Source organism: Streptomyces sp. NPDC002537 (assembly GCF_053594975.1).
Map to the genome: position 1 here is coordinate 84862 of NZ_JBSFWT010000017.1, position 21331 is coordinate 106192.

A 21331-nucleotide genomic window follows, 5' to 3' on the forward strand; every position below is an offset into this window, starting at 1 on the left:
AGTCGGTGGGATGAGCCCTCTGCGCCCACGTACCGCCCTCCTTCCCGCCGCGCTCGCGGTCGCCCTCGCCACCGCCGGGTGCGGCGGCGGTGGCAGTGGCGCCGCATCGGACAGCACGGTCGGCGCGACCGGCACGACCGGCGCCGACGGCAAGAGCGGCGGCGCGCCCCTCCGCTGGTCGGCGTGCGCCGCGCCCACCGCCGCCCAGGGCGGCGACGGCAAGGCGCCGGGCAAGGAGTGGGAGTGCGCGAAGCTGCCCGTGCCCCTGGACTACGCGAAGCCGGACGGCGAGAAGATCGACCTCGCGCTGATCCGGACGAAGGCCCGCGACCGGAGCCGGCGCATCGGCTCGCTGGTGTTCAACTTCGGCGGCCCCGGCGGCTCGGGCGTGGCCACCCTGCCGAGTCTGGCGGGCAGCTACGACAAGCTGCGGGACCGCTACGACCTCGTGAGCTTCGACCCGCGCGGCGTCGGCGAGAGTGCGGGGGTGCGCTGCCAGAGCGACCGGGAGATGGACGACTCCGCGCAGATCGACTCGACCCCGGAGAACGACGCGCAGCTGCGAACGGCCCTGGCGGCCAACAAGGCGTACGTGGACTCCTGCCGGAAGAACTCCGCCAAGCTGCTCCCCCACGTCGGCACGGTGAACGCGGCCCGCGACCTGGACCGGCTGCGCGGCGCCCTGGGCGACGACAAGCTGCGCTACTTCGGCATCTCGTACGGCACCGAACTGGGCGGCGTCTACGCGCACCTGTTCCCCAAGAACGTGGGCCGCGCGGTCCTCGACGCCGTCGTCGACCCGACGCAGGACCCCGCGCAGGGCAGCCTCGGGCAGACCAAGGGCTTCCAACTCGCTCTCGACGACTACCTCAAGGACTGTGTCACCCGCACCCCGGAGGCGGGCTGCGTCACACAGGACCGCATCACCGCCCTGTTGAAGCAGCTCGACGAGAACCCCCTGCCGACCGCCCAGGGGCGCAAGCTCACGCAGGACGAGGCGGTGAACGGCATCGCCTCCGCGCTCTACTCCAAGGACACCTGGCGCTATCTGACCGCCGGGCTCCGGGAAGCGACCACCAAGGGCACCGGAAACACCCTCCTGGCGCTCTTCGACGCCCTCAACGGCCGTGGCCCGGACGGCCGTTACAGCAACCTCCAGGCAGCCAACCGGGCGATCTCCTGCGTCGACGCCGAGCAGCGCTACGGCGTCGACGACGTGAAGCGGCTCCTGCCGGAGTTCCGCGCGGCGTCCCCGGTCTTCGGGGAGGACGCCGCGTGGTCGCTCCTCGGCTGCACGGGCTGGCCCGTCAAGGGGGGCTGGAAGACCCCGGACGTGAGCGCCGGGGGCTCCGCTCCCATCGTCGTCGTCGGCAACACCGGCGACCCGGCCACGCCGTACGCGGGCGCGCAGGCCATGGCCCGGCAGCTCGGCCAGGGCGTGGGTGTCCAGGTGACGTACAAGGGCGAGGGCCACGGGGCCTACAACAGCGGCAACCCGTGCATGGTGAACGCCGTGAACGCCTATCTCCTCGACGGCAAGGTCCCGGCGGAGGGCACGACCTGCTCATGAGAACGGGCGCCGGGCGGGCCGGAGAAAACGGCCCGCCCGGCGCCCGGAAACGCGGGAAGTCAGTACACCGGCAGGTCAGTACACCGGCTTCTGCGGCTCGATCTGGTGGACCCAGCCGATGACGCCGCCGCCCACGTGCACCGCGTCGGCGAAGCCCGCGGCCTTGAGCACCGCCAGGACCTCCGCGGAGCGGACACCCGTCTTGCAGTGCAGGACGATCCGCTTGTCCTGCGGCAGGTCCTGGAGGGCCGTGCCCATCAGGAACTCGTTCTTCGGGATCAGCCGGGCGCCCGGGATGGAGACGATCTCGTACTCGTTGGGCTCGCGGACGTCGATGATGTCGATCGTCTCGCCGCCGTCGATCCACTCCTTGAGCTGCTTGGGAGTGATCGTGGAACCGGCGGCCGCCTCCTGGGCCTCCTCCGACACCACACCGCAGAACGCCTCGTAGTCGATGAGCTCGGTGACCGTCGGGTTCTCGCCGCAGACCGCGCAGTCGGGGTCCTTGCGGATCTTCACCTGCCGGTAGGTCATCTCCAGGGCGTCGTAGATCATCAGTCGGCCCACCAGCGGCTCGCCTATGCCGGCCAGCAGCTTGATCGCCTCGTTGACCTGGATCGAGCCGATCGAGGCGCACAGCACGCCCAGCACGCCGCCCTCGGCGCAGGACGGCACCATGCCCGGCGGCGGGGGCTCCGGGTAGAGGCAGCGGTAGCAGGGGCCGTGCTCGGACCAGAAGACCGACGCCTGGCCGTCGAAGCGGTAGATCGAACCCCACACGTACGGCTTGTTCAGCAGCACACAGGCGTCGTTGACGAGATAGCGGGTGGCGAAGTTGTCCGTGCCGTCCACGATCAGGTCGTACTGGGAGAAGATCTCCTTGACGTTCTCCGCCTCCAGGCGCTCCTGGTGGAGGACGACGTTCACATAGGGGTTGATCCCCAGCACCGAGTCCCGGGCGGACTCCGCCTTGGACCGGCCGATGTCGGCCTGGCTGTGGATGATCTGCCGCTGCAGGTTGGACTCGTCGACCTCGTCGAACTCCACGATGCCGAGCGTGCCGACACCCGCCGCCGCCAGATACATCAGCGCCGGTGACCCCAGGCCGCCGGCGCCCACACAGAGCACCTTGGCGTTCTTCAGCCGCTTCTGCCCGTCCATCCCCACATCCGGGATGATCAGGTGGCGGGAGTACCTGCGAACCTCGTCAACGGTGAGCTCGGCAGCCGGCTCTACTAGGGGTGGCAGCGACACGGGGTCTCCGTAGGTCGGACGGAAGGGTCGTCCCCGCACGCGCGGGGCGCTCTTCGGCGTAACACTGCCACGCCCCGTCTCATTCCGAGACACCAGGTCCGATGCGCGAGACGAGATCGTCCCAGTAGCCGGGCAGCACCTCCCAGGGGTCGGCCCCGTCGCCGTCGGAGCGGTCGGTGACGTAGACCGTGCCCGCGCGCTGCCCACGGGCGAGACCCAGGGCCTCGTCCAGACAGGACCCGGGCACCCCGTGCACCAAGTGGCAGAAGCGCTCGGGCGGGTGGCCCGCCGTCCACTCGGGCACCCGCGCCCAGCGGTACGCGGACCACGGCCCGCGGAAGGTGACCAACTGGTCGGCGAGGCCCGCGTAGCCGGAGCAGGGGTGGGTGCCGTGCTGGAGCACCACGTACGCGCGGTCGACCAGTGTGCGGAGGGCGGTGACGGTGCGCCGGGTGCCGGGGAGCGCGGCCGGGTCCGTGGGGGCGGCGTCCAGCAGGAAGCCGTCCACCCGGTACCAGTTGAGGTAGCGCTGCGCCTCGGAGAGCAACTCCTCGAAGGGACGCCCGCCGAAGCCCGCGTCGAGGTGGCCCAGCACCCGCACGCGCGCCTCGCGCAACCGGACGGCGGCCGCGAGGCGGTGCGGGTCCGGGCGGGCGCCGGGACCGCCGGACGCCCCGCCGGGCGTGCCGAGGGTCCCGGCGCCGAACACCACCCAGTCGACGGGCACGTCGGCGCGGACGAGCTGGCCCCACTCGGCGGGCGCGAGCAGGGGGTGGGCGAAGCCCGGCACCCCGAGGCGCGGCGGCCGCGCGGCGACGGGTGCCGCGCGGCGGTGGCCCGAGGGGCTCAGATGCGACACGCGGCCTCCATCCAGATGTCGGCCAGGGACTCCTCCAGATTGATCCTCGGGCGCCAGCCGAGCCGGTCGCGTGCGGTGCGGACGTCGGCCTGCTGCCAGCTGCCGCAGCCGTCCGGGTAGGGGTACGCGGGCGGGGTGCCCAAGTGCGGGTCGTCCAGCTCGTGGAGGGCGCCGCCGAAGCCCGCCACTCTGGCCAGCAGGGACGCGGCGTCCCGCAGGCGGACGGCGCGGCCGGTGCCGATGTTGACGGCGCCCTGGGCGGCGGAGAGGGACGCGGCGTGCACGGCGCGGGCCACGTCGCGCACGTCGACGAAGTCCCGCTGCACGCCGAGGCCGCTGAGTTTGAGCTCGCTGTCGCCGCTCTGCATGGCGCGCCGCATGGCGTCGGCGAGCCGCCCGAGGGGCGATCCGGCGGGTGTGCCGGGGCCGACGGGCGAGAAGACCCGGAGCACGATGGCGTCGAGACCGGAGCCGAGCACGAGCTCGGTGGCGGCGAGCTTGCTGACGCCGTACGGGCCGCCGGGGCGCGGCACGGCGTCCTCTGCGGTGGAGGAACCGGGCTGCGAGGGCCCGTACTCGGAGGAGCAGCCCACCTGGACGAGGCGCGCGCCGCAGCCGCTGCGGCGCAGCGATTCGCAGACGGTGGCGACGGCGACGGTGTTGTGCCGGGTGAGGTCGCGGGCGCCGCCGCGGGTGGCGCCCGCACAGTTGATCACCACGCCGGGGTGGACGGCGTTGAGGAACCGGGTGAGCGCGCCGGGGCTGCCGCTGGCGAGGTCGAAGCGGACGTCCGCGTCGTCGCCGCGTCCGAGGGCGGTGAGCTGGACGGCGGGGTCGGCGAGCAGCCGGTCGGCCACGTAACGGCCGATGTAGCCGTTGGCGCCGAGCAACAGGACCCTCATCGGTCGCGCCCTCGCTCTCGCCCGGCGGTGCGGGTGGGGTGAACGGTCATCTTCCTTGCTCCTCTGACGGGGTGTGCGGCTCGGGGTGCGGACGCCTGGCCGGGGTCTCCCTGGGCGGGGCCGGCTCGGCGGGGTCGGTGGGGCCGGTCGCGGGCGCCCCGCGCCGGTGGGCGGAGGCCCGGGACAGCGCGGGGAGTGCGTGGGCCAGCAGGGCGAGCGCGGGGGCGGCGCACGCCACGAGGGGTATGACGGCGGCTCCGTGCGCGCCCGCCGCGGCGGGGGGCACGGCGCCTCCCGTGAGCCACGCGCCGAGCAGCGGTACGGCTTCGGCCGCGCAGGCGGCGAGCACGGCGGCCGCGGCGGCCCTGGCGTGGCCGCACAGGGCCGTCAGCCGGGCGAGGAAGAGCAGCACGCCGAGCGCGGTCGCCGCGGCCAGCGGGGTCGCCGGGTCCGGGGGCGTACGGGCGTCGAGGGCCGTGTGCAGGGCCCACAGGAGCGCGAGCAGGGCGCCGAGGAACAGCCCGGTGGCCGTCACCAGGGCGGGCCACGCGCGCGTGCGGAACTCGTCGAGGGTCCGGCTGTCCAGCAGCACGTGGCGTACACGCTCGGTGTACCGGTGGGCGCACCGGACCGCGACGGCCGCGGCGCAGGCCAGGGCGAGGGCGGTCGGGGCGGCGGCCGACAGGGCGTGGGAGAGGTCGAGTTCGCCGGCCGGGCGGCCGTCGAGCAGGGCGGTGAGCAGGGGGTCGCCGAGGAGCGCGTAGGCGACCAGCCAGAGGGCGGCGAGCCGTCCGGCGGTCCACCAGGCGTCCGTGCGCGGGGCGTACGCGGGCGGCGCCGTGCGGAGTGCCGCCCGTCCGCCGTGGTCCCGCCCGTGGCCCGGCGGGGGGCCGGGTGAGGCGTCTTCGCGCCGCACGCGGGCGTAGAGCTCCTCGGACAGGGCGAACACGTCGCGGTGGCGGCAGTCGGCCGCGGCACGGTCGGCGATGCCCCGGGCCTCCAGGACCGCGGCGATCTCCAGCGGGTCGACCGCCCGGACGCACAGGTCGCGGTGGTGGTGCAGGAGTGCCTTCACCGGGTCGGCGGGCGTCTCCGGTGGCGTGGTGCCGGCGGGGGGTATGCCGGTGGAGGTAGGGGCGTTGCCGTCGCGCAGGGGCGTGCTCATCGGCGGCCCGCCCAGGTGGGTGCCGGGCGCGACGAGAGGGAGACCGGCGGGTGGGCCCCGGCGGCGCGGGCGAAGGGGACGGAGGGGTCCGCGGGGGTGTCCTGCCGTGGGGGCGTGTGCGAGATGAGTTCGAGGTAGAGGGCGCCGAAGGCCGTCACATGCCGTTCCACGGTGAAGAGTTCAAGGGCTCGGGCCCGTGCGGCGGCGCCGAGGCGGGCGCGCCGCTCGGGGTCGCGCAGCAGGGCGAGGCAGGCGTCGGCGAGCTCCCTGGGGGCGCGGGGCGGGACGACGAGGCCGGTGCCGCCGATGACTTCGCGCACGGTCCCGGCGTCGGGCGAGACGGTGGCGCGGGCGCAGAACATCGCTTCCACCAGGGGCAGCGGGAAGCCGTCCGCGGCTCCGGCGAGGACGACGCTGCCCGCCGCGTAGGTCTCGGGGCTCGGGAGGTCCTCGAAGGAGACGCCGTCCGGGGCCTGTTGGCCGGGGAGCGGGGTGCCGATGACGCGCAGCCGTACGCCGGGCTCGGCCTCGCGCACTATGTCGAGGGCCTCCCACAGATGGGGTTCGGTGCGGCCGCCCGCCCAGACCAGGGTCCGCCCGTCGTCGACGACGGTGCCCTCCGCGCCTTCGCCGACCTCCTCGTAGGGCCGCTCATCGACGCCGGGGGGCACGGTGCGCAGCCGTTCGCGGTCGGCTCCGCAGCGCTCCTGCCAGCGGCGCACCTGGGCGTCGCCGGGGGTGATGAGGTCGGCGCAGCGGTAGACCTCGGCGGTGAGCAGCCGGTGGAAGGCGGCGAGCAGGGTGCGCACGGGCAGCGAGAGGCCTGCGGCGCTGGCAGCGCTGTTCAGGTAGTAGGCGCGCAGCCGGACCTCGTACTCGGTGACGAGGAGCGGGGTACCGAAGAAGCGTTTGGCCAGCAGGCCCGGGAGCGCGGCGGGCCCCGCCGAGGTGGCGTGGCAGAGGTCGACGGCGGCGAGCCCGCGGTCGCCGTCGGCGGCGCCGTACCAGTCGAGGGACAGGGGCCGCAGCGCGCGCTCCAGGAGGGCGGAGGCGGCGAGCAGATCGGCGACCCGCGTGCCGTAGACCGCCGGGTGTGCGCCGGGCGCGCGGCAGGCCGACTCCAGGGTGCGCAGCGCCTGCTCGGAGCGGAGGGCCGGACCGAGTCCGCCCGCTTCGCGGGCGAGGTCGGCGAGGCCGTGGAGAGCGTCGGCGAAACGGTACGCCTGATCACCGGAGGGGCCGGGGGGACCGGAGTCGCCGGCCGGGTCGGAGGGGGGCGCACCGACCGAGCCGATGGCCGTCGCGAGCTCTCCGAAGTGCTCGCCGAACCGCTGCCGTTCGCGTTTGCCGTACGCGCGCCCCGCTCCCCCCGCGGCTCCGTCCAGGGCTTCCGGAGGGTCGCCCCAGAGCGGGGCGGTGCGCACCCGCCGGACCTGCTCCGGCAGTCCGTACCACCCGCAGCGCTCCTGGCGGGCGCCGCGGCTCAGGGCGTAGATCTCGAACTCGTGCCCCGCCAGCCCGCGCACCAGCTGGTCGCACCACTGGCCTCCCTCACCCGCGGCATACGGATACCCACCCTCCGTGAGGAGTCCCACACGCACGTATGCACCCCCGTCTGTCCACTGTGGCCACGCCGGGCTGCCGCCGAACGGCAGCGGGAGCACGCTATGCGCGCCGCCACGGGGCGCGACGGACGGTTGTCCGTCGCGCCACCGGAAGGGGTGAACAGAGGTGACTTTCCGCGAGATGGGGCGTTGCTTAGCGCTATGCGGCGGCTTCGGCCTGTTCGAGCCGTGGGACCGCCGCGAGCAGGCCCTGCGTGTAGGGATGCTGCGGCTTCTCGTACACGGAGTCCGCGGGTCCCTCCTCCACGATCCGGCCGCCGCGCATCACGACCAGCCGGTCACTGACCTGGCGGACGACGGCCAGGTCGTGGGCGATGAAGACGAGCGCCAGCCCCAGGTCGCGCTGGAGCTCGCCGAGCAGCTTGACGACCTGCGCCTGGGTGGTGACGTCCAGCGCGGACACCGGCTCGTCGCAGACGATCAGCTTGGGCTCGGGCGCGAGCGCCCGCGCGATGCCGACGCGCTGCCGCTGGCCGCCGCTGAACTCGTGCGGGTAGCGGTGGTACGCGTCGGGGTCGAGCCCCACCCGCTCCAGGAGTTCCCGCACCCGGGCGGTGATCCCGGCGTCGTCCAGCTTCCCGGCGACGCGCAGCGGGTCGGCGATGGACTCGCCGATGCTGCGCCGGGGGTTGAGCGAGGAGACGGGGTCCTGGAAGACCATCTGCAGCTCGCTGCGGAACGGCCGCAGTTCGCGGTCGCTCAGTGCGCCGATGTCGCGTCCCTGGTAGCGCAGTTCGCCGCCGGTGGGCTCCAGCAGGCGGACGAGCATCCGGCCGAGCGTCGTCTTGCCGCTGCCGGACTCGCCCACGACGCCGACGGTCTCGCCCGCCCGTACGGTCAGCGAGATGCCGTCCACGGCGGTGACGATCCCCTTGCGGCGTCCGAACCGGCGGGTGAGGCCGGTGGCTTCGAGCAGGACGGTGCCGTCCGTGCCGTCGGTCCCGCCGGCGCCTTCGGTGGTGTCGGCGCGTGTCCCCGAACGACGGACGTTTATCCGCGGGACGGCCGCCAACAGGTCGCGCGTGTACGGCTCGGCGGGCGCTTCCAGCACCGCACGGACCGGACCGCGTTCGACGGCGCGGCCGTCCTTCATCACCAGCAGGTCGTCGACGCTGTCGGCGGCGACCCCCAGGTCGTGGGTGACCAGGATCAGCCCCATGCCGGTCTCGGCGCGCAACTCGCGCAGCAGATCGAGGATCTGGGCCTGCACGGTGACGTCGAGGGCGGTGGTGGGTTCGTCGGCGATCAGGAGGCGGGGTTCGCAGGCGAGCGCCATGGCGATGAGGGCCCGCTGGCGCATGCCGCCGCTGAACTCGTGCGGGCGGGAGCGGGCGCGGCGGGCGGCGTCCGGGATGCCGACGCGGTCGAGGACCTCGGTGGCGCGGGCGCGGGCGGCCCGCCGGGACGCGTCGCGCCGGTGGACGCGGTAGACCTCGGCGATCTGGTCGCCGACGGCCTGGTAGGGGTCGAGCGAGGAGAGCGGGTCCTGGAAGACCATGGCCGCCACCCCGCCGCGTACGCGCCGGAGTTCGGCGTCGTCGGCGGCGAGCACGTCGTGCCCCGCGACCCGGACGCCGCCGGTGACGCGCGCGCCGGTGGAGCGGTGCAGCCCGAGGAGTCCGAAGGCGACGGTGCTCTTGCCCGAACCGGACTCGCCGACAAGGGCGAGCGCCCCGCCGGGGGCGAGCTCGAAGGAGAGCCCGTCCACGGCGCGGACGAAGCCGTCGCCCGCCGGGAAGGAGACGGCGAGGTCGGTGACCTTCACCAGGGGTTCGGTCATCGCAGGGCCACCCTCCGGTCGGCGGCGGCGTAGAGCACGTCGCCGATGATGTTGGCGACCACCACGGCGGCGCCGATGACCATGACGATCGCGACGACGACCGGCAGGTCGACGGTCTGTACGGAGTGCACCAGCAGTTGTCCGATGCCGGGCAGGCCGAACATCGTCTCGGTGAGCATCGTGCCGCCCAGCATCGACCCGAAGTCGACGGCCGCCATCGCGATGACGGGTGCGGTCGCGCCGCGCAGCGCGTGCTTGCCGACGATGGCGCGTTCGGAGACGCCGTAGGCGCGGAAGGTGCGGACGTGGTCCTCCGCGAGGGTCTCCAGCATGGAACTGCGGGTCATCCGGGCGTACTTGGATGCTTCGAGCAGGGCGAGCGCGATCCAGGGCAGCAGCATGTTCCAGGCCCACTGCTCGGGGTCGTCGGTCAGCGCCACATAGGACGGGAAGGGCAGCCACTCCAGATACGCGCAGAAAATCATCAGCAGCGCGAGTCCGCTGATGAAGACCGGGGTCGCGATGCCGGCGAGGGTGAGCCAGGTGAGCGCGCGCTCGACCACGCCGCCGCGCCGGACGACGGACAGCAGGCCGGTGCCGATGCCCAGCACCAGTGTCAGGACCATCGCGCCGACCGCGAGGGAGACGGTGGCGGGCAGCCGCTGCGCGATCAGCTCGGTGACCTGCTGGTCGTTCTGGTACGACAGGCCGAAGCAGGGCGCGTCGCAGTGCATCACGCCGGTGCCGGTGGAGTAGTCGTGCCCGACGAAGATGCCCTGCAGGAAGTGCCAGTACTGCAGGTACACCGGGTCGTCGAGGCTCAGTTGCTCCCGGACCTGCCGGAGCTGTTCGGGGCTGCAGCGCGGTCCGCACGCGAGCTTCGCGGGGTCGCCGGGGGCGATGTAGAAGGTCGCGTAGATGACCACGGAGATCACCAGCAGCACGAGGACGGCGCCGAGTGCGCGGCGCAGGAAGTAGAGGCTCATGCCGTCCCTCCCTCCGTGGGCGCGGTGGTCTTGCGCGCCTTGGTGCGGCCGACGCGCAGCCGGGACGCGACGCGCGGGTCGAGCGCGACGCGCACGGCGTCGCCGAGCACGGTGAAGGCGAGCGTGGTGACGAACAGCAGCAGCGCCGGGAGCACCACGTACGTCGGGTCCGCGCGGAACCATGTGGTGGCCGAGGAGAGCATCTGGCCCCAGGAGGGGGTGGGAGGCTTCACGCCGACGCCGAGGAACGACATGGACGCCTCCAGGACGATGTTGGAGGGCAGCAGGTAGACCGCGTAGGTGATCACGGGTGCGGCGATGCCGGGCAGCAGTTCGCGCCGGGCGACGCGCCAGGTCGAGCCACCGGCCAGCCGTGCGGCCGACACGTAGTCGAGCTTCTTCAGGCTCAGCGCCTGGGCACGGACGACGCGGGCCAGGGAGCCCCAGGCGATCAGGCCGATCACGATGACGAGCAGCAGGGGCCGGGGGAAGTCGGTGGGGACGACGGCCGTCAGGGCGATCGCGAAGACCAGCAGGGGCAGCGCGATCATCACCTCGGTGATCCGGCTGAGGAAGCTGTCCACGAAGCGGTTGCCGAGCGCGGCGGCGACTCCCACGACGACGGCGACGGCGACCTGCACGAGCGTCGCGCCGACGGCGACCATCAGCGAGACCCGCGCACCGTAGAGGAGGCGCACGAACAGGTCGCGCCCGGTGCCCGGTTCGACGCCGAGCCAGTGGTCGGCGCTGATGCCGCCGAAGGAGCCGAGCGGCACGCCGCCGCGCGCGGAGTCGACGAGGGTGTCGTGGTAGGCGTTGACGTCCTGGCCCTCCAGCGCGGCCAGCAGGGGCGCGCCGAGGGCGAGGAGGATGAGCAGGCCCAGCACGGCGGCGGCCACGAGCGCGGACTTGCGCGCGCGCAGCCGCCGCCACACCTGCCGGGCGCCGGAGGTGGCGACTCCGGCTGGAGTCACCGCCTCCGGTTCCTTGGTGCCGATGAGGTCCGTCACTTGACCGAGACCTGCGAGATGTCGAGGACGCCGGTCCAGTCGCTGATGACGACGTTCTTGACGTCCTTGCCGAAGAGGCGCTTGTAGACCGGGTGGAACAGCGGCACGGTCAGGGCCTGCTCACCGATCGACCGGTCGAGGGCGCCCCAGCGCTTGGCCGCGGCGGCGAGGTCCGTCACCTTGTTGATGCCGTCGATCTCGTCGTTGACCTTGGAGTCGTCGAGCTGCGCGGAGTTGTAGTTCGAGCCGTCCTGGACGATCTGCCGGCCGTCGAAGATCGGGGCGAGGAAGGGCCCGCCGGACGGCCAGTCGGCACCCCAGTGCGCGAGGAAGAGGTCCGGCTGCGTCTTGACCTGGTGGACCTTCTCGTCGTAGTCGTTGAACTCCAGGCCCTGGAGCTTGACCGTGATGCCCGCCTGCTTGAGCGCCGCCTGGATCGCCGTGGCGATCTCCGGGCTGGTCTCGAAGTCCTGCGCGGTGGAGTGGGTGAGGGTGATCTCCAGGCCGTTCTCGTAACCGGCCTCCTTCAGCAGCTCCTTGGCCTTGTCCGGGTTGCCGGTCGCGCCCGCCGGGAAGTGGTCGTAGGGCGTGTAGCCGAAGGACTTCTGGTTGGGCAGGAAGGTCGTCGCCGGCTCGGCGAGCGAGGAGCCGCCCGCGGCGTTCACCACGCTGGTGCGGTTGATGGCGTACGCGATGGCCTGGCGGACCTTGGGGTTGTCGAACGGCTTCGCCTTGGGGTTGAAGGCGAGGTAGTTAGTGTAGCCGAAGTGGCCGGTGCCGACCCGGTCGGCGAGCTTCTTGTCGCCGGTGACCTGGGCGAGTTCGGCCGGGCCGAGGTTGTTGTCGGTGGTGACCGCGGCCGCGTCGGTGCCCTGGCCGGACGAGAGCCGCTGGTTGATGACCGCGGAGTTCAGGCCCGCCTGCACGTCGATGGTGTCGGGGTAGGCGTGGCGCTCCTTGTCGGTGTCCTCCGACCAGTTGGGGTTGCGGTCCAGCACCAGGTGCTCGCCGTCGTTGGTGTTCTTGACGACCTTGTACGGACCGGACGAGACCGGGTGCTCGGCGTACTTGGCGCCGGTGTCCTTGGCCTTGGGCACCGGGGCGAACTGGGTCTGGGTGGCGACGAAGGGGAAGTCGCCCTCGGACTTGCGCAGATGGAAGACGATCGTCTTCGCGTCCGGGGTCTCGATCGAGTCGAGGCCCTTCTTCTCCTTGTAGATGCCCTGGTACTTCTCGCCGCCGACCAGCCAGTCGCGCAGGTAGGGGGCGCCGCCGGAGAGTTCGGGGGCGAAGGAGCGCTCGATGCCGTACTTGATGTCGGCGGTGGTGATGGGCGAGCCGTCCTCGTACTTCAGCCCGTCCTTGAGCTTGAACGTCCACACCTTGGCGTCGTCGCTCGGCGTGCCGGTGTCCGTGGCGAGGTCGGGGACGACCTTGGTGCCCTCGGCGCCATTGGCGCGGTGCCGGGTGGTCAGCGTGCGGAAGACGAGGGAGGGGACGTTGCCGCCGCCGGAGGTGTAGAGCCGGGCGGGGTCGAACTGCTTCTGCGGCTGTCTGTTGAGGACGGTCAGGGTGCCGCCCTTCTTCGGCGCGCCGTCGGCGCCGCCGCCCTTGCTGTCGCCGCTCTTCTCCGGACCGCACGCCGCCGCGCCACCGAGGAGGACCACACTGACGGCGGCCGCGGCGACGCGGCGGGATATGGCGGGAAGTTGACGCATGACAAATGAGCCTTTCGCGGGGAGGACTGGTACGAAAGCGAGTTGAAGCACCCACGGAAGGCGGTTGAAGAGCACGTGACGGGCCGCAGGACCGCCCCCGGCGGACGCGACGCTAATGCGCGAACGCGCAACGCGGTAGTGCGCGGGGGGATGAGAACGGTCTCAGCGACAGAGAATGTCGGCGACTGCGTGCGCGGCCACGCCGATCAGCGCCAGCTCGAAGCCGGCGTTCTCGGAGGCGGGGCGGTGCGACATGCGCAGAACATTGGACGAATTTTCGCCCAGTGGCAAAGGTGTCTCAAAGGCAGAGATGAGATGTTCCGCGAAGTGAGACATTGGATCACTAATGGGCGGAACTGTCTGACGGTATCCAGCCTTCCGGATATTCGTCGGAACAGACCCTTCCGGTCATCTGCCGGGGCGTGTCATTCGCCGGGATAGGGCCAGGGGTTCGGCCGGCAGGTCAGGCCGTCCGTCTTGAGGAATTTGGTCTGCTGCATCATCACCGGCGCCAGCGCGCCCTGCTTGGGGCAGCTCTCGTGGTCGTGCCCGAGACGGTGGCCGACCTCGTGGTTGATCAGCATCTGCCGGTACATGTGCATCTTGTCGCCGTAGGTCTGGGCGCCCTGCGCCCAGCGATAGGCGTTGATCATGACCCGGTCGGTCGCGGCGGAGTCGCAGGAGACGTTGTCCTCCGTGGTGTCCAGACCCGACTTGGCGCACCAGGCGGCCGTGGTGCCGGGGGTGGCCAGCGTGACCACGAAGTCGGCGTGGCCGGAGGAGACACGTTCGAACGTACGGGTGCCGCCGTGGCCCCAGCTGCGGTCGTCGTTCAGGGTCCGCTGGACGGCCGTGGCGAAGAGCCGGCCGTCCAGCGGGAGCCCCTTCTCCACGTCAACGCGGTAACGGAGCACTTCACCCTTACCGGGGGCCCTGTCATGGCCGCCCACGGTCTCGAAGTCACCCGATCCGTGGGCCTTTTCGTCCAGGGGGTACTTCTGGGCCATCTGCTGCTCGTACGAGGCCGGGGTCGGCGCGGCACCCTTCGGGGTCGGCCTGCTGTCGGAGCGGGACGCGGCGTCCGCGCCGGCCCGCTCGACGTCCGCGGACCGCGCCTGCGCCTTGCTGTCCGTGCTGTCCTCGACCTGACCTGCGACGATCACGGCGAGCACGGCGGTCACCAGCGCCGCCGCGACGCCCGTGGCGGTCCGTGCCACGCCCTGGCCCGACTTGGCGGGGGCGGCTCTGCGCCGCGACGGCACGGCGGTCACCTCCGGCCGCTGCGCGGGCACGCGCGCGTGGCCGACGGCGGCAGCGGGCGGCTCGCCGCCCTGCGCGGACGGAGCGGGCGCATATCCGCCGGTGCGCTGGGAAGACTGGTGAGCGGGCGCGTATTCAGTGGCGTGTCCCGAGCTGTAGGAGGGCTCGCTGTAGGAAGGCTCAGAGCCTGCCACAAGAACCTGACCCCGTTGCACCCCGATGACACCCCAGCCGACGCCGTGCGCCTGCGGAGCGGGACGGTCCTCGCGCACGGCCTCCCCGGCCCCGTACGCCGGCCCGGTACAGACACCCTCCGGGGAGGGCTCCTCGGTGGCCTCGGTCCCCTCGCCGGGCGAGGCCCGGCGGCGGCCGGTGCTCTGCCCGGTATCGGTGGCCGGGGGCCGGTGAGGGGTGTGGGAGGCGCGTGCGCTGTGTTTACCCACGAGGCGTAGCGCTCCGTTCAGCAGTCGTGGCGGTGTCCGCGAGGAGGTCGCGGAAGGCACGAGCCACCGCGTCCGGGTCCTCCATCATGGCGACATGTCCTGATTCCAGAAGTGTCAGCAACCGCGAGTCGCGGAAAGTCTTGCTCGCGCGGCGGGCCATGCGGAAGGAGACGAGCTGGTCGCGCTTTCCGTAGACGAGCAGCGTAGGGGCAAGCACCTTCTCCGCCTGACGCCACAGCGAATGCTGGCCACCGAGGGTGTAGGCGTCGACGATGCCCCGGGCACCGCGCGTCATGGCGTCCCAGAAGTAGGGCAGTTCGAGTCGCCGCTCGAACTCCGCGACGGCCCGTTCGAACTCCTCGGGCGTCACCCGTCCGGGGTCCCCGTAGCAGAGCGCCAGCACCTCGCGCGTGCGCCGCTCGGGCGTCCAGTCCTTGGTGGCGCGCGCGAAGAGGGCGGCGAGGCCCGGCACGGCGAGCAGCCCGGTGGGCATCGCCGTGCGCTGCGGGCGCAGCTCGGGCAGGGCGGGCGAGATCAGGGTGAGCGTGCGCACCAGGTCGGGGCGGACGGCGGCGACCCGGGTGGCCACCGCGCCGCCCATGGAGTTGCCGAGGAGGTGGACGGGGCCGCGCCCACTCGCGTCGAGGTAGCGGATGACCACCCGGGCGTGGCCGGTGAGGGAGAAGTCGCCGTCGTCCGGCGGCGGCGCGTCGCCGAAGCCGGGCAGGTCGAGGGCCTCGGCGTCGACGTGACCGGCGAGCCGGTCCATGAGCGCGGACCAGTTCTGCGAGGAGCCGCCGAGGCCGTGCACGCAGAGCGCGGGCGGCAGCCCTTCCTGCAGGGGCGCCCGGGACCGCACCGCCAGGCCGACGCCGGGCAGGGTCACCGCGCGGACCGCCTCCCCCCGGCTGACCCAGGAGGGCCGGCCCGGTGGCACCACGGGAACGGCGCGGGCGTCGGGCGACTCGGTCGAAGACATGCGGGCAATGTTACGAGACGATCACGCCCGGGTTTCTGTGGCGGGCGTCACAGATCGCCTGGCGTCGCGGGTCCAGCTCTCCTAGGCTCGTACCACGGAGTAAGAGGGCTTCCTCCCTGGAAGGGGTACCGCATGCCCGTTGACCCGTCCGACCCGGAGACCTTCGACGTGGACGATGTGGACGTCGCGGAGTTCGATGTCGAGGCCCCGGAGGCGGACGCCGCCGAGCAGCATGCCGATGTCGCGCCGCGCCGGGACGATCCGCCGTCCGCCGTCGACCCGGACAGCGCCAACGAGGCCGACGTCGCCGAGCAGGCCCGGGTCGTGGAACTGGACGAGGACGACTACCGCTGAGGGGTGCCACCGCACGGCCCGCGCCGGGGGCCGGAGTGAGTTGCGCGTCAATTGTCGGAATTTTGTTGACTTCCCACAGCGTCCGGTACATGAAATTCTCCGCTCCGACCACGCACGGTTCGGTTACCGAAAAGTACGATGGCGGGCGCGGTGCACACCGTGCAGGGAACGATCATGGGAGGCGGCGTGACAGCCATCGAGCAGACCGAGGCGCGGCCGCGAGGCACGCGTCTGCCGCGCCGGGCCCGACGCAACCAGCTGCTGGGCGCGGCCCAGGAAGTCTTTGTCGCGCAGGGTTACCACGCGGCGGCGATGGACGACATCGCCGAGCGTGCCGGTGTCAGCAAGCCGGTCCTCTACCAGCACTTCCCCGGCAAGCTGGACCTCTACCTGGCCCTGCTGGACCAGCACTGCGAGGCCCTGCTGACCGCGGTCCGCACCGCGCTCGCCTCCACGAACGACAACAAGCTGCGCGTGGCGGCCACCATGGACGCCTACTTCGCGTACGTGGAGGACGAGGGCGGCGCCTTCCGGCTGGTCTTCGAGTCCGACCTCACCAACGAGCCGGCCGTGCGAGAGCGGGTCGACAAGGTGTCGCTGGAGTGCGCCCAGGAGATCAGCGATGTGATCGCCGAGGACACCGGGCTGTCCAAGGACGAGGCGATGCTGCTGGCCGTGGGCCTCGGCGGGGTCTCCCAGGTCGTCGCCCGCTACTGGCTGTCCAGCGAGAGCAGCGTCCCGCGCGACACCGCGGTGCAGCTGCTGACCTCGCTGGCCTGGCGCGGCATCGCGGGCTTCCCGAAGAGCAACGCCGAGCACTAGCCGCGGCGCGGACCGCGCCCCCGTCGGTTGTTCGCTGCCAGCGTGGAAGCGGCCGCTCAGCGGGCGCCCCCGCCGGGCTAGTGTGTGGGACGTATGGGAACCCAAACCTTCGGAGGGACAAGAACCGTGGAGGTCAAGATCGGCGTGCAGCACGCGCCCCGCGAGATCGTTCTCGAGAGCGGGCAGTCTGCCGAAGAGGTCGAGCGTGCGGTTGCCGACGCGCTGGGCGGCAAGTCTCAGCTGCTGAGCCTGGTGGACGACCACGGCCGCAAGGTCCTGGTGCCGGCCGACCGGCTGGCCTATGTGGAGATCGGTGAGCCGACCACCCGCAAGGTCGGTTTCACCGCGGTCTGAGCCACGCGGACCGAGTGCGACGACGGCGGGGCCCCGGTGCGGAATCACCGGGGCCCCGCCGTTGTCGTAGCCGGTGGCGGGGGCCGTGGCCATGCCCCACGGAGGGGCCGGGCGGAGGGTTGCCGGGTGTCCCCGAGGGGTAGTACGGCTTCGACCGATTTGCACCTGCCCCTCGTTCCGCCTCGTTGTCAGCACGGGAGGAAGTGACCATGATCCTCTGGGAAGCGCTCGGCTCGGTCCTCGTCGGCCTCGCCGTCTCGTACGGAGCCCTGCGCTGGCTGCCTGCGCGCTACGGGCAGTTCCGCCCCAGGAGCCTGGCCCTGGCCACGGGTCCGGTCGCCGCGCTCTTCGGCGCCCTGATCGCCCACTCCGTGCTGGGCCCCGGGCACACCCCGGCCGTCCTGGCCGTCTCGCTCGGCGTGTCCGTGGCCCTGTTGTCCCTGCTGGTCCGGCAGGGCGACCGGCCGCGCCGATCAGCCACGGCCTGACCCGGGCCCGCCCGGCTCCGGGAGGCGCGCCGTGCGCCCCACGCGGCCGGACGGGCGGGGCGGCTCAGGCCGCGAGGCCCAGTGCGGCCATGCGCTTGGTGTGCGCCTCGGTGATCCGGGAGAACATCTTGCCGACCTCGGCGAGGTCGAAGCCGTCGGCGACCCCGCCGACCAGCATCGTCGACAGCGCGTCACGGTCGGCGACCACGCGCTGCGCCTGCGAGAGCGCCTCGCCCATCAGCCGCCGTGCCCACAGCGCGAGCCTGCCGCCGACGCGGGGCTCCGCCTCGATCGCGGCGCGCACCTTCTCGATCGCGAAGCTCGCGTGGCCGGTGTCGTCGAGGACGGCCAGCACCAGCGCGCGGGTGTCGGAGTCGAGGCGGGCGGCCACCTCGCGGTAGAAGTCACTGGCGATCGAGTCGCCGACGTACGCCTTGACCAGGCCTTCCAGCCAGTCCGAGGGCGCCGTCTGGCGGTGGAACTCGTCCAGGGCCGCGGCGAAGGGCTGCATCGCGCCGGTCGGCTCCACGTCGATGGCCGCGAGCCGGTCGCGCAGCCGCTGGAAGTGCTGGAACTCCGCCGAGGCCATCTTCGCCAGCTCGGCCTTGTCGTCCAGCGAGGGCGCCAGCTTGGCGTCCTCCGCGAGCCGCTCGAAGGCGGCCAGCTCGCCATAGGCGAGGGCGCCCAGCAGGTCCACGACCGCCGCCCGGTACTGCGGGTCGGCGGAGGCCCGGGACCAGTCCTGGGCGGCGATTCCGGTGTGTGCCGCGGTGGGCTCGGTGGCGTTCTCAGCGTTGTCGGGCGTCTCCATGGAGCGCACAATAGCCCGCCTCGCGATCAGGGGAAGGCCCTGGTCAGCCACTTCATCCGGATCTGTCCGAAGGATTGTCCGGACACACATGCGCGTTTCCGGGGTACAGTGGTAATGCGCCTGCCGAGTATTCGGCGGGCTGTCCCATGCTGTGTCTTCCGGTGGTGTCACTCGCCCGGCCCCCGGATCCCAGCGGATGCCCGGTCGGTGGCCCGATCGGCTTCCAAAACCGACCGCCCTCCGCGCGGCACGTACGAGTCGTACGCGCCTGGAGGGATCCGCTCGCGGCACGTGTGCATGAGCGAAGGCAGTGGTCCCGCGCCTCAGTCCGGCTTCCCCAGGCCGGACGGCAACCCCGGCGCGGTACGTACGACCCCCTCCGCCGCCTCACGCCGCGTCTCACAGAAGAGGCAAGATCCTGTCTACTCTCTCCACCTTCCGAGAAATCGGGATTCTTCCCGAGACCGCCGAAGCCCTCGAAGCCGTCGGCATCGTGCACCCCTTTCCCATCCAGGAGATGACGCTCCCGGTGGCCCTCTCGGGCTCCGACGTCATCGGCCAGGCCAAGACCGGCACCGGCAAGACGCTGGGCTTCGGCCTGCCCCTGCTGGACCGCGTCGTCGTCCCCGCGGACGTCGAGGCGGGCCGGGCCAAGCCCGAGCAGCTCACCGACGCCCCGCAGGCGCTCGTGGTCGTCCCCACCCGTGAGCTGTGCCAGCAGGTCACCAATGACCTCCTCACCGCCGGCAAGGTCCGCAATGTGCGGGTCCAGGCGATCTACGGCGGCCGTGCCTACGAGCCGCAGGTCGAGGCGCTGAAGAAGGGCGTCGACGTCGTCGTCGGCACCCCGGGCCGACTGCTCGACCTCGCCGGCCAGAAGAAGCTCAGCCTCGCGCACGTCAAGGCCCTCGTCCTCGACGAGGCCGACGAGATGCTCGACCTGGGCTTCCTCCCCGACGTCGAGCGCATCATCACGATGCTGCCGGCCAAGCGCCAGACGATGCTCTTCTCGGCGACCATGCCGGGCGCCGTCATCGGTCTCGCGCGGCGTTACATGTCGCAGCCCACGCACATCCGCGCCACCTCGCCGGACGACGAGGGCCAGACGCACGCCAACATCACCCAGCACGTCTTCCGCGCCCACAACATGGACAAGCCGGAGATGGTCGCCCGCATCCTGCAGGCGGAGGGCCGCAACCGCGCGATGATCTTCTGCCGTACGAAGCGCACGGCCGCCGACATCGCCGACCAGCTCTCGCGCCGCGGCTTCGCCTCCGGCGCGGTCCACGGCGACCTCGGCCAGGGCGCCCGCGAGCAGGCGCTGCGCGCCTTCCGCAACGGCAAGGTCGACGTCCTGGTCTGCACCGACGTCGCCGCGCGCGGCATCGACGTCGACGACGTCACCCACGTCGTCAACTACCAGTCGCCCGAGGACGAGAAGACCTACCTGCACCGCATCGGCCGTACGGGCCGCGCGGGCAAGTCGGGCACGGCCGTCACGCTCGTCGACTGGGACGACGTCCCGCGCTGGAAGCTGATCAACAAGGCGCTCGAGCTGTCGTTCGACGAGCCCGAGGAGACGTACTCCACGTCCCCGCACCTCTACGAGCTGCTGAACATCCCCGCGGGCACCAAGGGCATCCTGCCGCGCTCCGAGCGGACCCTCGCCGGGCTCGCCGCGGAGGAGATCGAGGACCTGGGCGAGACGGGCGGCCGTGGCGGCCGCGGCCGTGGCCCGAAGGCGGCCGCGGCACCCGTGGAGGAGCGCCCCGAGCGCACCCGCACGCCGCGTCAGCGCCGCCGTACGCGCGGCGGTGCGTCGGCGGGCGCCGAGGCACCGGCCACGCAGACGGCCGTCGTCGAGCCGACCGTCGCCGAGCCCGCCGCCGAGCCGTCGGCCACGGGTGCGCCCGAGACCCCGGCGAAGCCGCGGCGCCGTCGGCGTACGCGCACCGGCGCGGGTTCCGCCGCCGCTGCCGCTCCGGCGGCGAAGGCCGAGGCTCCGGCTCCGGTGGCGCCTGCCGCTCCCGCCGCTCCTGCTCCGCAGGTGAAGGCCGCCGCTCCGGCCCCGGCCCCGGCTGCTGCTCCCCGTCGCCGTGCGCGCATCGTCCGGCCGAAGGCCGTCGACACGGTCGACTTCCAGACCGTCGAGACCGCGGCGGCGGCCCTGGCGGCCACCACGATCCCGGCGCAGGCCACGGAGTCCGCTCCGGCGCGGCCGAAGCGGACGCGGAAGGCGGCCGCTCCCAAGGCCGCCGAGGCCGTCGTCGAGACCGTCGACACCGTCGAGGTGGCTCCGGAGACCAAGCCGAAGCGCACGCGCAAGGCCGCCGCTCCCAAGACCGAGGTCGCGGCCGAGGCTGCGGAGACCGCCGAGGTCAAGCCGAAGCGCACCCGCAAGACGGCCGCCCCCAAGGCCGAGGCCGAGGTCGCGGAGACTGCTGAGGTCAAGCCGAAGCGGACCCGCAAGGCCGCTGCTCCCAAGGCTGCGGTCGAGGCCGAGGTCACGGAGACCACCGAGGTCAAGCCGAAGCGCACCCGCAAGGCCGCCGCCCCCAAGACCGAGGTCGCGGCCGAGGCTGCGGAGACCGCCGAGGTCAAGCCGAAGCGCACCCGCAAGACGGCCGCCCCCAAGGCCGAGGTGGATGCCGAGGCTCCGGCCAAGCCGAAGCGGACGCGCAAGGCTGCCGCTCCCAAGGTCGAGGGCGATGCGGAGGCTCCGGCGAAGCCGAAGCGCACCCGTAAGACGGCTGCGGCCAAGGTTGTCGCCGAGGGCTGATGCCTTCTCGCTCCGCGACGGCCGGTCACCCCACTCCGGGGTGACCGGCCGTCGCCGTACCCGGCGGGTGTTTTCCGGGGGAGACCCCCGGACCCCCAAAGCGGCTGCGCCGCTTGTCCTCAAACGCCGGACGGGCTGAATTGCAGGCTGCGGTCCGCACAATCCAGCCCGT

Annotated in this window: 19 protein-coding genes; 6 read left to right on the plus strand and 13 right to left on the minus strand. The window is 72.6% G+C overall.

Translation table 11 applies throughout. The features are described 5' to 3' along the window. Nucleotides 1-10: 10 nt before the first annotated feature. Nucleotides 11-1570, plus strand: coding sequence for an alpha/beta hydrolase (locus ACWD4A_RS10955; protein ID WP_451192161.1), 1560 nt, complete (start codon nucleotides 11-13; stop codon nucleotides 1568-1570). Nucleotides 1571-1645: 75 nt separating this feature from the next. Here the strand turns inward: ACWD4A_RS10955 and moeZ are convergent, their stop codons facing one another. The 12 genes from moeZ to ACWD4A_RS11015 all read right to left on the minus strand — a co-directional run bounded on the left by moeZ (nucleotide 1646) and on the right by ACWD4A_RS11015 (nucleotide 15551). Beyond that, nucleotides 1646-2824, minus strand: coding sequence for an adenylyltransferase/sulfurtransferase MoeZ (moeZ, locus tag ACWD4A_RS10960; protein WP_451192163.1), 1179 nt, complete (start codon nucleotides 2822-2824; stop codon nucleotides 1646-1648). Nucleotides 2825-2903: 79 nt separating this feature from the next. Continuing rightward, the gene (locus ACWD4A_RS10965; RefSeq protein WP_451192215.1) at nucleotides 2904-3674 is read right to left on the minus strand and encodes a spherulation-specific family 4 protein; all 771 of its coding nucleotides are present in this window, start codon (nucleotides 3672-3674) and stop codon (nucleotides 2904-2906) included. Further along, complete coding sequence (locus ACWD4A_RS10970) at nucleotides 3671-4585, minus strand: NAD-dependent epimerase/dehydratase family protein (RefSeq protein WP_451192165.1); 915 nt, start codon at nucleotides 4583-4585, stop codon at nucleotides 3671-3673. The genes ACWD4A_RS10965 and ACWD4A_RS10970 overlap by 4 nt, the downstream gene beginning before the upstream one ends. Nucleotides 4586-4631: 46 nt before the next feature. Further along, nucleotides 4632-5750 (minus strand): hypothetical protein, encoded by a 1119-nt coding sequence (locus tag ACWD4A_RS10975; RefSeq protein WP_451192167.1) that lies wholly within the window; start codon nucleotides 5748-5750, stop codon nucleotides 4632-4634. After that, nucleotides 5747-7345: a DUF3492 domain-containing protein gene (locus ACWD4A_RS10980; RefSeq protein ID WP_451192168.1), complete on the minus strand. Its 1599-nt coding sequence runs from the start codon at nucleotides 7343-7345 to the stop codon at nucleotides 5747-5749. Before ACWD4A_RS10980 ends, ACWD4A_RS10975 begins: the two co-directional genes overlap by 4 nt. 169 nt (nucleotides 7346-7514) lie before the next feature. Further along, entirely contained in the window at nucleotides 7515-9155 is a 1641-nt protein-coding gene (locus ACWD4A_RS10985) for an ABC transporter ATP-binding protein (protein ID WP_451192170.1), read from the minus strand. Next, nucleotides 9152-10141 carry an ABC transporter permease gene (locus ACWD4A_RS10990; RefSeq protein ID WP_451192172.1) on the minus strand — a complete coding sequence of 330 codons (990 nt, stop codon included), beginning with the start codon at nucleotides 10139-10141 and terminating at the stop codon, nucleotides 9152-9154. Before ACWD4A_RS10990 ends, ACWD4A_RS10985 begins: the two co-directional genes overlap by 4 nt. Then, entirely contained in the window at nucleotides 10138-11151 is a 1014-nt protein-coding gene (locus ACWD4A_RS10995; RefSeq protein ID WP_451192173.1) for an ABC transporter permease, read from the minus strand. The genes ACWD4A_RS10990 and ACWD4A_RS10995 overlap by 4 nt, the downstream gene beginning before the upstream one ends. After that, nucleotides 11148-12869, minus strand: a complete 1722-nt coding sequence (locus ACWD4A_RS11000) for an ABC transporter substrate-binding protein (protein WP_451192175.1) — start codon at nucleotides 12867-12869, stop codon at nucleotides 11148-11150. The genes ACWD4A_RS10995 and ACWD4A_RS11000 overlap by 4 nt, the downstream gene beginning before the upstream one ends. Nucleotides 12870-13031: 162 nt before the next feature. Then, nucleotides 13032-13205, minus strand: a complete 174-nt coding sequence (locus ACWD4A_RS11005; RefSeq protein WP_451192177.1) for an Ms4533A family Cys-rich leader peptide — start codon at nucleotides 13203-13205, stop codon at nucleotides 13032-13034. An 89-nt stretch (nucleotides 13206-13294) separates the two neighbouring features. Beyond that, entirely contained in the window at nucleotides 13295-14572 is a 1278-nt protein-coding gene (locus tag ACWD4A_RS11010; RefSeq protein ID WP_451192179.1) for a DUF3152 domain-containing protein, read from the minus strand. After that, complete coding sequence (locus ACWD4A_RS11015) at nucleotides 14565-15551, minus strand: alpha/beta fold hydrolase (RefSeq protein WP_451192182.1); 987 nt, start codon at nucleotides 15549-15551, stop codon at nucleotides 14565-14567. The genes ACWD4A_RS11010 and ACWD4A_RS11015 overlap by 8 nt, the downstream gene beginning before the upstream one ends. Before the next feature lie 132 nt (nucleotides 15552-15683). Here ACWD4A_RS11015 and ACWD4A_RS11020 point away from each other — a divergent pair, with 132 nt between their 5' ends. From ACWD4A_RS11020 to ACWD4A_RS11035, 4 genes are all read left to right on the plus strand, one after another. Continuing rightward, nucleotides 15684-15905 (plus strand): hypothetical protein, encoded by a 222-nt coding sequence (locus ACWD4A_RS11020; RefSeq protein WP_451192185.1) that lies wholly within the window; start codon nucleotides 15684-15686, stop codon nucleotides 15903-15905. Nucleotides 15906-16091: 186 nt separating this feature from the next. Further along, on the plus strand, nucleotides 16092-16727 hold the full coding sequence (locus ACWD4A_RS11025; RefSeq protein ID WP_451192186.1) for a TetR/AcrR family transcriptional regulator: 636 nt from the start codon (nucleotides 16092-16094) through the stop codon (nucleotides 16725-16727). 126 nt (nucleotides 16728-16853) lie between these two features. Beyond that, a complete protein-coding gene (locus ACWD4A_RS11030; protein WP_451192188.1) occupies nucleotides 16854-17081 on the plus strand; it encodes a DUF3107 domain-containing protein in 228 nt (75 codons plus the stop codon). Between the two features lie 209 nt (nucleotides 17082-17290). Beyond that, nucleotides 17291-17569, plus strand: coding sequence for a hypothetical protein (locus ACWD4A_RS11035; RefSeq protein WP_451192190.1), 279 nt, complete (start codon nucleotides 17291-17293; stop codon nucleotides 17567-17569). Between the two features lie 64 nt (nucleotides 17570-17633). Here ACWD4A_RS11035 and ACWD4A_RS11040 read toward each other — a convergent pair whose 3' ends face one another. Continuing rightward, nucleotides 17634-18380, minus strand: a complete 747-nt coding sequence (locus ACWD4A_RS11040; RefSeq protein WP_451192192.1) for a ferritin-like fold-containing protein — start codon at nucleotides 18378-18380, stop codon at nucleotides 17634-17636. Nucleotides 18381-18897: 517 nt separating this feature from the next. On the opposite strand from ACWD4A_RS11040, the gene ACWD4A_RS11045 reads away from it, so the two are divergent. Beyond that, nucleotides 18898-21159 (plus strand): DEAD/DEAH box helicase, encoded by a 2262-nt coding sequence (locus ACWD4A_RS11045; protein ID WP_451192194.1) that lies wholly within the window; start codon nucleotides 18898-18900, stop codon nucleotides 21157-21159. Nucleotides 21160-21331: the final 172 nt, after the last annotated feature.